The 13,904-nt window shown below is 66.0% G+C and carries 11 protein-coding genes; 1 reads left to right on the top strand and 10 read right to left on the bottom strand.

The annotated features are described in order from the left end of the window. Window positions 1-19 precede the first annotated feature (19 nt). The 3 genes from ACQR03_RS16530 to ACQR03_RS16520 all read right to left on the bottom strand — a co-directional run bounded on the left by ACQR03_RS16530 (window position 20) and on the right by ACQR03_RS16520 (window position 4,575). A complete protein-coding gene (locus ACQR03_RS16530) occupies window positions 20-1,204 on the bottom strand; it encodes a hypothetical protein (protein ID WP_316172666.1) in 1,185 nt (394 codons plus the stop codon). A gap of 1,159 nt (window positions 1,205-2,363) precedes the next feature. Next, entirely contained in the window at window positions 2,364-3,203 is an 840-nt protein-coding gene (locus ACQR03_RS16525) for an NlpC/P60 family protein (protein ID WP_316172665.1), read from the bottom strand. Then, window positions 3,196-4,575, bottom strand: a complete 1,380-nt coding sequence (locus ACQR03_RS16520) for a leucyl aminopeptidase family protein (RefSeq protein ID WP_316172664.1) — start codon at window positions 4,573-4,575, stop codon at window positions 3,196-3,198. Before ACQR03_RS16520 ends, ACQR03_RS16525 begins: the two co-directional genes overlap by 8 nt. 193 nt (window positions 4,576-4,768) lie before the next feature. Between ACQR03_RS16520 and ACQR03_RS16515 the strand changes: the two genes are divergently transcribed. Next, a complete protein-coding gene (locus ACQR03_RS16515; protein ID WP_316172663.1) occupies window positions 4,769-5,578 on the top strand; it encodes a tetratricopeptide repeat protein in 810 nt (269 codons plus the stop codon). A 25-nt stretch (window positions 5,579-5,603) separates the two neighbouring features. Here the strand turns inward: ACQR03_RS16515 and ACQR03_RS16510 are convergent, their stop codons facing one another. The 7 genes from ACQR03_RS16510 to ACQR03_RS16480 all read right to left on the bottom strand — a co-directional run bounded on the left by ACQR03_RS16510 (window position 5,604) and on the right by ACQR03_RS16480 (window position 13,893). Further along, on the bottom strand, window positions 5,604-6,845 hold the full coding sequence (locus tag ACQR03_RS16510) for a Zn-dependent hydrolase (RefSeq protein ID WP_315825980.1): 1,242 nt from the start codon (window positions 6,843-6,845) through the stop codon (window positions 5,604-5,606). An 84-nt stretch (window positions 6,846-6,929) separates the two neighbouring features. Beyond that, window positions 6,930-7,904: a type II secretion system F family protein gene (locus ACQR03_RS16505; RefSeq protein ID WP_315753445.1), complete on the bottom strand. Its 975-nt coding sequence runs from the start codon at window positions 7,902-7,904 to the stop codon at window positions 6,930-6,932. Window positions 7,905-7,912: 8 nt separating this feature from the next. Next, the gene (locus ACQR03_RS16500; protein ID WP_315713811.1) at window positions 7,913-8,887 is read right to left on the bottom strand and encodes a type II secretion system F family protein; all 975 of its coding nucleotides are present in this window, start codon (window positions 8,885-8,887) and stop codon (window positions 7,913-7,915) included. A gap of 11 nt (window positions 8,888-8,898) precedes the next feature. Further along, the gene (locus ACQR03_RS16495; RefSeq protein WP_315713812.1) at window positions 8,899-10,362 is read right to left on the bottom strand and encodes a CpaF family protein; all 1,464 of its coding nucleotides are present in this window, start codon (window positions 10,360-10,362) and stop codon (window positions 8,899-8,901) included. Between the two features lie 21 nt (window positions 10,363-10,383). Further along, window positions 10,384-11,652, bottom strand: coding sequence for an AAA family ATPase (locus tag ACQR03_RS16490; protein ID WP_315713813.1), 1,269 nt, complete (start codon window positions 11,650-11,652; stop codon window positions 10,384-10,386). Next, window positions 11,649-12,389, bottom strand: a complete 741-nt coding sequence (locus tag ACQR03_RS16485) for a CpaD family pilus assembly protein (protein ID WP_315713814.1) — start codon at window positions 12,387-12,389, stop codon at window positions 11,649-11,651. The genes ACQR03_RS16490 and ACQR03_RS16485 overlap by 4 nt, the downstream gene beginning before the upstream one ends. A gap of 22 nt (window positions 12,390-12,411) precedes the next feature. After that, on the bottom strand, window positions 12,412-13,893 hold the full coding sequence (locus ACQR03_RS16480) for a type II and III secretion system protein family protein (RefSeq protein ID WP_315714366.1): 1,482 nt from the start codon (window positions 13,891-13,893) through the stop codon (window positions 12,412-12,414). Between the last annotated feature and the right edge of the window lie 11 nt (window positions 13,894-13,904).

Raw genomic sequence — 13,904 nt, 5'->3', positions numbered from 1 at the left:
TCCATCATGTCGGTCCGCCTCATTTCGGCTGCTTGGGCCGCGGCTCGCAGGAGCCGGTCTTGACGTTGGGCACGGTGTCCGGCGGGCAACATTCTCCACAATTGGTCATCTGCGCGGGATTGCAGCAGCTCCCGTCAAAGGCCATTCCCTGGCTCTTGTCGGAGCAGGGCGTGACACAGGGGCTGTTCTTGTCGCCGCCGAGTCTTGTCTGTCCGGCCGGGCAGGCCGCGGGCGGACACATGCCGTAGGGCGCAAAGCCGAAGACCGCCACCTGGTTGGTGTCGTCGCACAGGCACTCGGAGAGCCCGTCCGACTTCAACGCGCCGGGATGGGTGTCCTTCGGGCAATCGCACGAGAACACGTACTTGCTATCGCCGGATCCGGGGTTGGGGACCTGTTGCCAGTGCGGCACCATCGGTTTCGGACAGGTGCAGTAACTGCTCCCTGTGTGGCAGGCATAGGCGCCGGGATCCGTGACCACCAGCGTCCCGTCGCCGGTTTCCACCATGCCCACGCCATATCGATCGTATTGATCCTGATAGACGCCTTTGCTGGAAGGGCTGAAGATCGAGCCGGGACCGCCGATGCCTTGACATTCCGGGTACCTCCACCACTCCATGTAAGGTACTTTTTCGCACGTCGCGTTGATCGCTGCGCATGTGGCTTGAACAGGCGGAAGGACCTCGCAATCCCCGCAGGACTGCATGCCAAGCTTTTCCTGCCCCCAGCACAGCGCCTCCTGAAGACATGAGCCGATTTCGGAACCCAATCCAACGGTGCTCTGCTCGCTCTTGCAGGCGCATTTCACGACGTCTGCGGCCGCGCCAATGGCTGCGAGCTCCTTGGAAAGATCGCCGAGAACATTTTCCGCGATCGCGTTGCCAAAGATCGTGTTCAGCTTGCTGACGACTTGGTCGGCGTTGCCCTGCGCCTCTGCGCAGAATTGATTGACCAGGGCTTGCCCTTTCCCCGTGTCCGACCCTGACAAGGCGACGCCGCTGAGTGCTGCGGTCAGTGCAATCGCTGCGTAGCGGCTTGCGTCATTCTCATAGACCGACTTGCACTCATATGCGGCGGACAGCGTCCCGATAAAGGCATCCGCGATGTCTTCTGGACTGCAGCCCGCCCGCGCCGGCGATGCCAGCAGAATCATCGCGGCGACGATGGCCGCTCCTTGAACCCGCCAGCGTCCTGCGCACACCATGGTCCGCCCCTCTGTCGCATCAACGTGGGCGTTCTTCTCAATTCCAGCCTTGCGCTAGATCAACAGAGGCGACGGCAGCCGCGCCATCGACCGACTGCGCCAACCGGCGCCATCAGGATCGACACCTCATCACCGCACGACCGCCGTTCTGCAAAGCTGCTCGTCGTGCCCGCCGCTCATCGACCGGCCACGGTGGAAAGCGCCTCCGCACCAGTCCTGCCCACCATGCGCGGCTTCCTCCCTTGGAAGCTTTCGGACGCCGGCCGCCCGAACATGCCGCGCCGTCAATCGTGCGGCCGGCATCCGAAACCCTTCACAGAAGCGGCAATCGTCTGCCGGGCCACGAATCTGTCGCTATACTCTCGAGATCGGGCGAATTACCAAAAGCGCCGACAGTCAGAATCTCAGCTCTCTTGGGCTGCGGCGAGAACCCACGCGATTGCGGGTGATTTGGCCGACGGGCGCGGTCCGCGAACGCCTGTCCAGTCCTCTCGCGAAAAATATTCATCTTTCTTTTTTTCGGAAATCGTGCATACTCCGCCCCGTCCTGCCCCACGAGAGGGACGTACGCGTCGTCACGGACGTCGGGTGCGGGATGCGATGGCCGCGATGATGTTGCAGTGTGCATGTGCGCACCGACGAACGGCGTCATGCGGACGGCGAAGTCGTGTGGTCCTGGCGCCCCGATGCTGGCGTCAAGGTCGCGGGAGCCGATGAGGCCTGCGGCCGACAGGGGCAAGAAAGCCGGTCCCTGGGGAGATCACGAAGTAAGTCGCAAAACATCGCGCAGGGAAGGCCGGATGTTCGGCCCGTACCTGTGGTGACTACCGCGTGCTTGTTGCACGCAACCACGGGTGCGGTCGGCACCCGGCCTTCCCTGCGCCCTCTCATGTTGCCGAGGGCGGATGATTGCAGCAGGACTCGGACCGATGCGGCCGCGAGAATGCGGATGCTTGCCCTGCTGTTTGGCGCGGCCTGTTGCTGTTTGATAGGTATATCGGACTCTTGCGCCGCTCTCTCCGCGTCATTGCGAGCGCAGCGAAGCAATCCAGAGTCGTGGGCGGGACTCTGGATTGCTTCGCTTACGCTCGCAATGACGGAGGAGGGAGCCTGCGTCTCAAAACCTCATCGGGAGGACGCGCCAGCGCGATGAGGCGAGTCAATCCAGCCGCTTGATCGCGAGCACATCGCTCCCGCTCGCCTTGATACGGGCAATCGCTTCGCCGATCGGCTCGATCTGCGTGGCCATATGAAACGCGTTGGCGTGGACGATCGTGTCAGCATCGCGCACGATGGCGACGTGGCCCTTCCAGAACATCAGATCGCCGCGGCGAAGCGGCTCTCCCCCGTCGAGCAAGCGCCCCAGCGCGGCGAGCTGCATGTCGCTGTCGCGCGGGCACGGCACACCCGCAGCATTCAACGACACCTGCACCAGGCCGGAGCAGTCGATGCCGAGGCTGCTCTTGCCGCCCCACAGATAGGGCGTACCGACGAAGCGCTCGGCGACCGCGACATAATCGGGCTCGATGGCACCGAGCAGCGCCACGTGCGGCTTCGGCACGAACCAGCCCTCGGCCGTCACGGCGAAGCTCGCGTCCTCGCGGACCACCGCGACAGCGGACCCCATCGGCAGCGTCGCGACCGGCGGCAGCTTGATCGACGGACCCGGGAACGCGAAGCTGCGCAGTGCGCTGATCTTGTGCGTTGGCGCCGCAGCCGGCGTTGCCAGCGCCGCCTCCGGCAGCCAGCCGACATACTGATCGGCTGCAAGCTGGCCCCAGGCCCAGCCCTCGCCATTGCGATCGTAGACTATGACGCGCTCGCCCTTCAGCGCCTGCGTCGCCAGCTCGGCGCCCGAATATGGCTGCTGGCGCAGCGGCGCGATCGGATCGATGACGACCAGCGCCTCGCCCTCGACGAAGCGCGCGGCCGTCACCTGTCCCTGGAGATGCTTCGCCGCGATGTCGCCGCGCGCGGGCGTGAGGCGCGGATCAGCCATAGCGCTCGCTCAGGAGCTTGTAGAGCGCGCGTGCGGCCTGGCACTCGCCGCCTTCGGGCCGGCCCGGCTTGGCCGACGGCGTCCAGGCGAAGATGTCGAGATGCAGCCAGCTCTTCGCGTGCTCGACGAAGCGCTGCAGGAACAGCGCGCAGGTGATTGAGCCGGCGAAGCCGCCCGAGGGCGCGTTGTTGATGGTCGCGACCTTGGAGTCGAGCCACGAGTCGTAAGGCGCCCATAGCGGCATCCGCCACAGCGGATCGTTCTCGGCGGCCGCGCAGCGCGCGACGTCCGCGGCGAGCGCCTCGTCCTGGGTGTAGAACGGCGGCAAATCGGGACCGAGTGCGACGCGCGCGGCGCCGGTCAGCGTGCCCATGTCGATCAGCAGGTCGGGCTTCTCCTCGTCGGCCAGCGCCAGCGCATCGGCCAGGACCAGCCGGCCCTCGGCATCGGTGTTGCCGATCTCGACGGTGAGGCCCTTGCGCGAGGGAAACACGTCGAGCGGACGGAAGGCGTTGCCGGCGACCGCGTTCTCGACCGCTGGAATCAGCACGCGCAGATGCAGCTTGAGCTTGGCGTCCATCACCATCTGCGCCAGCGCCAGCACGTTGGCGGCGCCGCCCATGTCCTTCTTCATCAAGAGCATGCTGCTCGACGGCTTCAGGTCGAGCCCGCCGGTGTCGAAGCAGACGCCCTTGCCGACCAGGGTCACCTTGGGATGCGATGGATCGCCCCAGACGAGCTCGATCAGCCGCGGCGCGCGGGTCGAGGCGCGACCGACGGCATGGATCAGCGGATGGTTCTGGCGCAGCAGATCGTCGCCGACGATGCTGGTGAAGCGCGCGCCGAAGCGGTCGGCGACCTGCTTCGCCGCGGCCTCGAGCTCCTCGGGTCCCATGTCGTTGGACGGCGTGTTGACGAGGTCGCGCGCCAATGTCGCCGCGTCGGCAAGGCGGTTCAGCTCGGCGGCGTCGACGCCATCCGGCGGAACGAGGCGGACCTCCGGCGTCTCGGTCTTGCGGTAGCGGCCGAAACGGTAGCTGCCGAGCGCAAAGGCGAGCGCGGCGAGCCGTGCATCATGCGGCGCATTGGCGAAGCGGTAGGTGCCGGCGGGCAGCAGGCCGGGCAGGGCGCCCGGCCGGAACAGGTCACGGTGCTTGGCGTCGTCGTCGAGGCCGAACAGCACCTGCGCGATGTGGCCGTCGGCGGCGGGCAACGCCAGATAGCTGCCTGGCTTTGCGGTGTAGACGTTGGCCTCGGCGAAGTTGCGTGCTTCAGCCGACAGGCTCTCCTTGATCCCCGGCCAGCTCGCCTTCGTTACGAAGGTGATCGGGATGGCGGACGTTGTGGAGGCGGTCTCGAACATCGACGGCATGCCTAATGGTTCCCTAACTGGCGCGCGGCAGCCAGACTTCGCAGAGTTTGAAGGCCGCTGCAATCACGCCGGCCGCCTGGCCCGCAAACCGACGCGGATGTGACGACTGCGCCTGGATCGCGCCATTAACCGGCTGTTAGCGTTAACAGTTTATTGCTGGCGCGTTCAATTCGCTCGTTCGAGTCCACGTGACATGCGTCAATCGTCTTCCATTCCCCGGCTGCTTGCGTCCGTTGCCCTCACCGCGCTCGTCGCTGCGGGCCTCGGCGGCTGCCAGACCATGTCCGACGTCACGGGCTCGCTGCGCAGCCGGGCCGAGCCGCCGCCGCCCGCGACCCCGCAGCGCGCGGTCGAGGTGTATGGCGAGCGCTACCGGGCCAACCCCAAGGATGCGGCCATCGCGGTCGCCTACGGCCAGGCGCTGCGCAACAACGGCCAGCGCGAGCAGGCGGTTGCGGTGCTGGAGCAGGCGACGCTCGCCAACGCCGGCAACAAGACCGTGCTCGCCGCCTATGGCCGAGCGCTGGCCGACAACGGCAATTTCAAGCTCGCATTCGACGTGCTGTCGCGCGCGCACTCGCCGGACAATCCCGATTGGAAGCTGCTGTCGGTGCAGGGCACGGTGCTTGACCAGATGGGCCGCCACGAGGAGGCGCGGCGCTATTACGATAGCGCGCTGAAGATCGTGCCCGGCGAGCCCTCGGTGCTGTCCAATCTCGGCCTGTCCTACATGCTGACGCGGGAGCTGCCGAAGGCCGAGGAGGTGCTGCGGCAGGCCTACGGCTCGCAGGGGGCGGACGCGCGGGTGCGCCAGAACCTCGCGCTCGTCGTCGGCCTGCAGGGACGCTTTGCGGAGGCCGAGCAGATCGCACGGGCCGATCTGCCGCCGGACGAGGCCGCCGCCAACGTCGCCTATCTCAAGCAGATGATTCAAGGGCAGAGCCAGGGCAAGGGCAAGGCGCGCAATGCCGCGCCGATGGCCGCGCTCAACCAGCCGGACTGACGACGTGCCTCGCTGATGACGTGGCCTATCGTGTCGCTCCTGTCAGCAGGCGGCGGCAGGTGTCGACGAACACGGCGGCGCCGGTGACGATGTCGGCATCGGAGGTGTTCTCGGTCCAGTGATGGCTGATGCCGCCGATCGACGGCACGAACAGCATGCCCGCCGGCATGATGGTGGCCAGCACCTGCGCGTCGTGTCCGGCGCCGCTCGGCATCCGCAGCGACTTGCCGGCGGCGAGATCGCGGCTGGCGGCCTCGATCGCATCCTGGGACGTGCCGTCCATCATGGCCGGCGCGCCGGTCCGGATGCGCTCGACCACGACCTGGCATGGACCTGCCGCTGACGCCTGCGCAGCCATCTCACGCAGCAGCTCTTCGAGCCGGTCGACGACGGCGGCATTGTCGTCGCGGATCTGGAACAGCATCTCGGCCTGGCCGGGGATGATGCTCGGTGCGCCCGGATCGAGCGTGATGCGTCCCGTGGTCCACACCGTGCGCGGGCCGCAGGCGGCCGGAAAGCGCGTATCGATCGCCACACAGAACTTGGCGAGCGCGAGCCCGGCATCCTTGCGCACCGCCATCCGCGTCGTGCCGGCATGGTTCTGCTCGCCGGTGAAGGTGATGCGGTATTGCCAGATGCCGACGATCGAGGTGACGACACCGATCTTGAGCCCGCTCGCCTCGAGCGTGTCGCCCTGCTCGATATGAGCTTCGAGATAGCCGATATGCCGGCCGCGCTCGGCCTGCAGGCGCGGCCGTCCGGCGAGGCCCATCTCGGCAAGCGCCTCCCGCATCGTACGCGGGCTGCTGCGGTCGCGGGCAGCATCGATTTCGGCCTCGCTGACGTCGCCGACATAGGACCGGCTGCCGAGCATGCTGCCGAAATGGCCCTCCTCGTCGCACCAGGAGGCGACCTCCACCGCACCGACAATGGACGGATCGGGATTGAGCACGCGCGCCGCCTCCAGCGCGTAGACGACACCGAGCGGGCCATCGAGCCAGCCGGCCTGGTTCTGGCTCTCCAGATGCGATCCGGCCAGCAGCTTGGGGCCTGGCTTGGCGCTGGTGCCTAGCACGTTGCCGATGCCGTCGATATCAGGCGTCAGCTGCGCGTCGGGCAGGCGCTCGGCGAGCCAAGCGAGCGATTGACGATGGGCGTCGGAGAAGGTCGGCCGGTGCACGCCGGTCTTGTAGGTGCCGAAGGCGCGCAGTGCGTTCAGATCGGCGAGGACGCGGGCGCCATCGGCGCGGCGGAGCTTGTCGGACATCAGGCGGAGACCTCGATCATGCGCCGCCTAGCTTCCAGCGTAGAGCCGCGACCGCAAGCGAAATTTTTCGCGAGCGGTCTACCTCTACTGCATGGCCGCGACCTTGATGCCGGTCGGTCCCAGAATGACCACGAACAGCACCGGCAGGAAGAACAGGATCATCGGCACCGTCAGCTTCGGCGGCAGCGCGGCCGCCTTCTTCTCGGCCTCGTTCATGCGCATGTCGCGATTTTCCTGCGCCATCACGCGCAGCGATTGCCCGAGCGGGGTGCCGTAGCGCTCCGATTGCTGGAGCGCGAGGCAGACCGACTTCACGCCTTCGAGGCCGGTGCGCCGGGCGAGGTTCTCGTAGGCCACCTTGCGGTCCTGCAGGTAGGAGAGCTCCGCGGTGGTCAGCGTGAACTCCTCCGACAGCGCGATCGACTGGCTCGAGATCTCGATCGCCACGCGGCGGAAGGCGGCCTCGATCGACATGCCGGATTCGATGCAGATCAGCAGCAGGTCGAGCGCGTCGGGAAACGCGCGCTTGATCGACAGCTGCCGCTTGGAAATCGCGTTGCTCAGGAACAGCATCGGAGCCTGCAGGCCGAGATAGGCCATGCCGACGCAGATGCCGATCTTGACCGGCATCGATTTCTGCAGATGCGCGATCACGAAGACGTACAGCACGGAACCGACGAACAGAACCAGCGGCGTCACCAGGCGCGCGAACAGGAAGGTGATGTAGGGCGCCTGGCCGCGGTAGCCCGCCATGATGAGCTTCTCGCGGGCCGCCTCCTGAGCGAGCCATTTGGTGAGGTTGAAATCCTCCACCACACGAGAGATGAGCTGCTTCGGCGTCTGCCGCAACGAGACCTTCTCGCCGGCGTTCAACCGCTCGCGCTCGCGCTGCTTGATCCGCTCGCGTTCGCTGGCGACCGCCTTCATGCGCTTGTTCAGGTTCTCGCCTGCAAACAGCGGCATGATCAGCGTATAGACGGTGGCCGTCGCCGCGATGGCGGCGAAGAACATCGTCATGAAGTGCGGGTCGTGCAGCTTGGAGACCAGAATGTCGACCATGGTCCACCTCAGAAATCGAAATTGATCATCTTCTTCATGACCAGGATGCCCATCGACATCCAGATCACGCAGCCGACCAGCATCAACTGGCCGGTCGGATGGGTCCAGAGCAACGAGATGTAGTCGGGCGTGCTCAGATAGACCAGCAGCATCACGATCGGCGGCAGCGATCCGATGATGCCCGCGGACGCCTTGGCCTCCATCGACATCGCCTGGATCTTCTCGCTCATCTTCTTGCGGTCGCGCAGCACCTTCGAGAGGTTGCCGAGCGCTTCGGAGAGATTGCCGCCCGACTTCTGCTGGATCGCGATGACGATGCCGAAGAAGTTGGCTTCGGGAAGCGGCATCCGTTCATAGAGCCGCGCACAAGCCTCGCCGAGCGGCATGCCGATCGCCTGGGTCTCGATGATCCCGAGGAACTCGCTGCGCAAAGGCTCCGGCGCGTCGGCGGCGACGACCTTGATGGATTCGAACAGCGGCAGGCCCGCCTTGATGCCGCGCACGATCACGTCGACGGCGTCCGGCAATGCCGCCAGGAATTTTTTCTCGCGACGCTTCTTGAGGTAGCCGAGGATCCAACGCGGCAGACCGAGACCGGCGGCGAAGCCGAGCCCGAGCGCGCCGAGCGGGCCGCCACCGGCGAAGAAGGCAACGGCGCAGACGACGAAGCCGAGGACACCGGAAACGATCCAGAATTTCTGCACGGTCCAGTCGAGTCCAGCCTGCGAAATCCGCATGTTCAGCGGGACTTTGCTCTGCTTCTGGGCCTTCGCCTCGAGATCCTTCAGCGAGGACTCGACCTGCTCGCGGCGCGAGCGTTGGCTGCGCTCGGCCTGTCGGACCACCGGCTCGGACTTGGCGACGGTGCTGCGCCGCTGCTCGGCCTTCCGCTCACCCGACAGCAGGGGATAAAGAAACACCCAGGCGATGCCGCCGATCGCGGTGGCGGCGAGGAAGGCAAGGGCGAGAGCCTGGAGCTTCATGGGGTCTCTCCTCAGTCCTTGCTCGCAACTTCGGCGGCATCGAGTGCAGCCGCAAGCCGCTTCTCTTCGCCGTAGTAGCGCGCACGTTCCCAGAACCGCGGCCGGCCGATTCCGGTCGAGCGGTGGCGCCCGATGATCTTGCCGTTCGCGTCCTCGCCGATCATGTCGTAGAGGAAGATGTCCTGGGTGATGATGGTGTCGCCTTCCATGCCCATCACCTCGGTGATGTGCGTGATGCGGCGGGAGCCGTCGCGCAGGCGTGCCGCCTGGACGATGACGTCGATCGAGGCGCAGATCATCTCACGGATGGTCCGCGACGGCAGCGAGAAGCCGCCCATCGTGATCATGGATTCGCAGCGGGACAACGCCTCGCGCGGGTTGTTGGCGTGCAGCGTGCCCATCGATCCGTCGTGACCGGTGTTCATGGCCTGCAGCAGGTCGAAGGCCTCGGGTCCGCGGACCTCGCCGACGATGATGCGCTCGGGCCGCATACGCAGGCAGTTTCTCACCAGCTCGCGCATCGTCACCTGGCCTTCGCCCTCGATGTTGGGCGGCCGGGTTTCGAGGCGCACCACATGTGGCTGCTGCAGCTGGAGCTCGGCGGCGTCCTCGCAGGTGATGACGCGCTCGTCGTGATCGATATAATTGGTCAGACAGTTCAGCAGCGTGGTCTTGCCCGAACCGGTACCGCCGGAGATCAGCACGTTGCAGCGGACGCGGCCGATGATCTGCAGGATCTCCGCGCCCTCCGGCGAGATCGCGCCGAACTTGACGAGCTGATCGAGCGTCAGCTTGTCCTTCTTGAACTTACGAATGGTGAGCGCGGGGCCGTCGATCGCCAGCGGCGGAACGATGGCGTTGACGCGCGAGCCGTCAGCGAGACGCGCGTCGCAGATCGGTGACGATTCGTCGACGCGGCGGCCGACCTGGCTGACGATGCGCTGGCAGATGTTCAGGAGCTGTTGGTTGTCGCGGAACCGGATGCCCGTGCGCTGGATCTTGCCGTTGACTTCGATAAAGACCGTACCGGCGCCGTTGACCATGATGTCAGCGATGTCGTCACGCGACAGCAGCGGCTCCAGCGGGCCATAGCCGAGCACGTCGTTGCAGATATCGTCGAGCAGCTCTTCCTGCTCGGCGATCGACATCACGATATTCTTGATCGCGATGATCTCGTTGACGATGTCGCGGATTTCCTCGCGCGCGGATTCGCCGTCGAGCTTGGCCAGCTGAGCGAGATCGATCGCCTCGATCAGCGCCCCGAAGATCGTCGCCTTGACCTGATAGTAACTGTCCGAACGCCGGGCCTCGACAACCGGTGGTGGCGGCGGCGGAGCCTGCCGGGTCGGAGCTAGAGGTGGCGACGGCACGGCCGGAGACGCCGCGCGTGGTGCAGCCGGCGCCGGCTCGGGCGCCGGCGCGGCCGGCCTGAGGGCCCTGGTATCGTTGTCCAATCCGCTACGCTTACCAAACACGACTTAGAACTCCACGCGTGCTTACTTCGCCCTCAGCTTGTCCAGCAGAGGCGACAGGAAGGAGCCTTTCGGCTTCTTTGTCTCGCTGCGGCCGGTGAGCCGCTGCGCGATCTGGAGAAACATCTCCGTCGTCCGATGGCTGGGAGACATCTCCGCAATCATCTGGCCGTTGTTGGCGGCCGCGCCGAAGATCTGCGGCTCGAACGGGATCGTTGCGATCGGCGGGCTTTCGATCGCCTTGGCGAACTCGCTCGCATTGATCTCGGGCCGCTTGGGAACGCCGACCTGGTTCAGGCAGTAGAGCGGCATGCGATCGTTCGGCCGGGCGGCCTTGAGGAGATCGAACATGTTCTTGGTGTTGCGCAGCGAGGCGAGATCCGGCGCCGCGACGATCAGGATGTCGTCCGCGGAGATCAGCGCCCGCTTGGTCCAGCCTGCCCATTGATGCGGAACATCGAGCACGATGCATGGCATCGAGGCCCGCAGCGTGTCGAAGACCGCATCGAATGCCTCGGCGCCGAAATCGTAGACCCGGTCGAGCGTCGCAGGCGCGGCCAGCAGGCTCAGATGATCGGTGCATTTCGACAACAGCCGGTCCATGAAGGCGATGTCGATCCGGTCCGGTGAGAAGACGGCGTCCGCGATGCCCTGCGCGGGATCCTGGTTGTAGTCGAGGCCGGCGGTGCCGAACGCCAAATCGAGATCTGCCACCACGGAGTCCATCGACAGGTCGCGCGCGATCGCCCAGGCAATGTTATGGGCCAGGGTCGAGGCTCCGACGCCGCCCTTGGCGCCGACGACGGCAACGATGCGCCCGACGGCCTTGGCTTCCGGCGCGGAGAATAGGTTGCAGATCGAGCGGACGACGTCGATCGGCGTCACTGGCGACAGCACATAGTCGCTGACGCCGCGCCGAACGAGCTCGCGATACAGCGTGACGTCGTTGACGCGGCCGATCACGACGACGCGCGTGCCCGGGTCGCAAACCGTCGCGAGCTGATCCAGGCCGGCCAGGATGTCGGTGCGTGCATCCGTCTCCAGAATGATGACGTTCGGGGTCGGGGCAGACCGGTAGGCCTCGATCGCCGCCGCCATGCCACCCATCTGAACCTTCAGATGGGCCTTGCCGAGGCGCCGGTCCTCACCGGCGGCCTGGACCGTCGCGGCGGTTTCCACCGTCTCACAGAACGCCTGCACGGACACGCGCGGCGCGGGCGCGATGTGATCGTCGGCCGGCGGCGGCACGACGTCAGGCTGCTCCTCTTGGGTCTGTCGGGCGTAGCTGATCATTTGCCTGTGTCGCTGAGTTTGGCCTTGTCGGCCTCTGGATACGTGATCGCGGTTGATTGTCCCTTGCGATATTTGTCGAACAATGCCGTGCGCCGGGTGGTATAGGACGGCGTTTCGGATCGCGGCTGCACGAGATCCGACGGGTTGGCGACCATTGCCGCCATGTTGCGCTGGTAGGCGCAGCCGTAGTTCCAGTCAGGCTTGTTGTCGAACCAGTTCTTGTTCTTGATCGACGGCCCGAGGTCATCCGGCCAGATCCCGCAGGGCCCCACCGTGGCCGACATTTTTGGGTAGCTCAGCCGGATCGCGGCCATCTGGCGCGGGTCCTTCGGCTGATAGTTGCGTACGGTGATGCCGTGCGGCGGGACGCCGGCGGCGGCCAGCAGGGAGTGGATCTCCCGCATCGAGTCGGCGGCCGCCCGTGCGTTGGGGGTGCCGCTCGGCACGTCGGCGCTGATCGCGCCCGTGCCTTGGCGAATCCAGCTCTGGGCCAGTCCCATCACGTCGGCGCGCTGCTCGGCCGTCAGGCCGCCACGACCCTGGCCGACGAAGACCACCAGGGAGTCCGGGGCCTCCTGGATCGCGATCGGGTGGCGCAGCCGGTAGTCGTCGGGGATGCTCGCCGTGGTGGCGGCGTCTCTGGTGTAGTTGCAGGCGCCGAGCAGGGCTGCGGCTCCGGCGAGCGCTGCGGCAAGGGGCAGGCGTCGGTATCGGGCGGGGCTGGATGTGGTGGTCATCGTTGCAGGTCCTTGTCCCGGCTCAGTCCGTGATGAAGCCATAGGTGCCGCGATAGTTGCGTCCGGGTTCGACCCGGCCGGGTACGCCGTAGATGCGGTTGATGCTACCCAGGAGATCGGCCTGGGGGTCGGACGCGGCCGCAAAGCCGTCGTCAGGGCGGGAGAGATCCTTCTGTGCCACGGCGCGGACGACGAACGGCGTCACCAGAACCATCAATTCGGTCTGGTTGTTGACGTAGTCGCGGCTGCGGAACAGCGCGCCGAGGACCGGCAGCTGCATCAGGCCCGGCATGCCGCTGATCGCCTGCTTGGTCTGCTGCTGGATCAGGCCGGCCATCGCCATGGCGCCGCCGGACGGAATTTCGAGCGTGGTCTCGGCGCGCCGGGTCTTGATCGATGGAACCGTCAACGAGTTGACCGTCGTCGAGCTGACGGCTTGCGACAGCGTGATCGAGTTCTCGTTTGAGAGCTCCGAAACCTCGGTCATCACCCGCATCGAGATCCGGCCCTCGCTGAGCACGACGGGCGTGAAGTTGAGCGAGATGCCGAACTTCTTGAAGCTGATCTGCGTCGTACAGACATGGGTCGTCGGATCACAGGAGTAACCGGCGGGAACCGGAAACTCGCCGCCGGCGATGAAGGTCGCGGACTCGCCCGAGATGGCGGTCAGATTGGGTTCGGCGAGCGTACGGATCACGCCCGCGTTCTCCATCGCGCGCAGCGTCGCCTGCACCGTCGGGGTCGCCCCGCCCAACGCTGCGGTCACGGCGTTGTTGGAGACGAGATTGCTACCGTAGGCGGTGAACGGATTGGAGTTCGCGAATTTGACGACAGCAGTTCCGTAGTTGAGCTGGCCGGAGAGATCGATGCCAAGCTGCTTGACGACCGAGCGCTGCACCTCGGCGACGGTCACCTTCAGCATCACCTGGTCCCGGCCGCGCACGGTGATCGAGTTGACGACCTTGTCGGCGCCGCCGGCGAGCCGGGCGGCCAGTTCGCCGGCCTGCTGGGCTTCGATCTGGCTCGACGCCGAGCCGGTCAGCACGATGCTGTCGGCGAGGCCCTCGATCTGGATATCGGCATTCGGCAGCAACTGCTTCAGCGCCGCCCGGGCGCCGTTCAGGTCGCGCTTGACCGCGATGTCGTAGGCCGCGATCTGCTGGCCCTGCGCGTCGAAGAAGACGATATTCGTCTGACCGATCGCCGCACCAATGATGTAGGCGCGCTGAGAGGAGCGCACGACGGCATTCGCGATCTTCGGATCGGCGACAAGAACGTCCTTGATGTCGCGCGGCAGATCGATGACGACGGACTTGCCGATGCCGAGCGCAAGGAAACGTGCATTGATCTGGCCGTCCGCGGCGGCGGCTGCAGTCGCCGGGCGATAGTCTGCCGCGATCACCGGCGCGATCGCCGGATTGAGGGTCAGCGCAGCGGCGGCCGAAAACGACAGCGCGCGGACCAGCAGGGTCCGCATCTTCCGCTGATTTTCGCTGCAGGTCATCTGGGTGGTCC

The sequence above is a fragment of the Bradyrhizobium sp. HKCCYLS3070 genome (genome assembly GCF_051167575.1).
Classification (GTDB): domain Bacteria; phylum Pseudomonadota; class Alphaproteobacteria; order Rhizobiales; family Xanthobacteraceae; genus Bradyrhizobium.
This window is presented reverse-complemented; position numbering and strand designations above follow the sequence as displayed.

What these genes read in the sequence shown, in the direction of transcription:
- ACQR03_RS16530 (WP_316172666.1), bottom strand. Translation starts at nt 1,204, where the DNA reads ATGGTGTGCGCAGGACGCTGGCGGGTTCAAGGAGCGGCCATCGTCGCC.
- ACQR03_RS16525 (WP_316172665.1), bottom strand. Translation starts at nt 3,203, where the DNA reads ATGGCTGATCCGCGCCTCACGCCCGCGCGCGGCGACATCGCGGCGAAG.
- ACQR03_RS16520 (WP_316172664.1), bottom strand. Translation starts at nt 4,575, where the DNA reads ATGCCGTCGATGTTCGAGACCGCCTCCACAACGTCCGCCATCCCGATC.
- ACQR03_RS16515 (WP_316172663.1), top strand. Translation starts at nt 4,769, where the DNA reads ATGCGTCAATCGTCTTCCATTCCCCGGCTGCTTGCGTCCGTTGCCCTC.
- ACQR03_RS16510 (WP_315825980.1), bottom strand. Translation starts at nt 6,845, where the DNA reads ATGTCCGACAAGCTCCGCCGCGCCGATGGCGCCCGCGTCCTCGCCGAT.
- ACQR03_RS16505 (WP_315753445.1), bottom strand. Translation starts at nt 7,904, where the DNA reads ATGGTCGACATTCTGGTCTCCAAGCTGCACGACCCGCACTTCATGACG.
- ACQR03_RS16500 (WP_315713811.1), bottom strand. Translation starts at nt 8,887, where the DNA reads ATGAAGCTCCAGGCTCTCGCCCTTGCCTTCCTCGCCGCCACCGCGATC.
- ACQR03_RS16490 (WP_315713813.1), bottom strand. Translation starts at nt 11,652, where the DNA reads ATGATCAGCTACGCCCGACAGACCCAAGAGGAGCAGCCTGACGTCGTG.
- ACQR03_RS16485 (WP_315713814.1), bottom strand. Translation starts at nt 12,389, where the DNA reads ATGACCACCACATCCAGCCCCGCCCGATACCGACGCCTGCCCCTTGCC.
- ACQR03_RS16480 (WP_315714366.1), bottom strand. Translation starts at nt 13,893, where the DNA reads ATGACCTGCAGCGAAAATCAGCGGAAGATGCGGACCCTGCTGGTCCGC.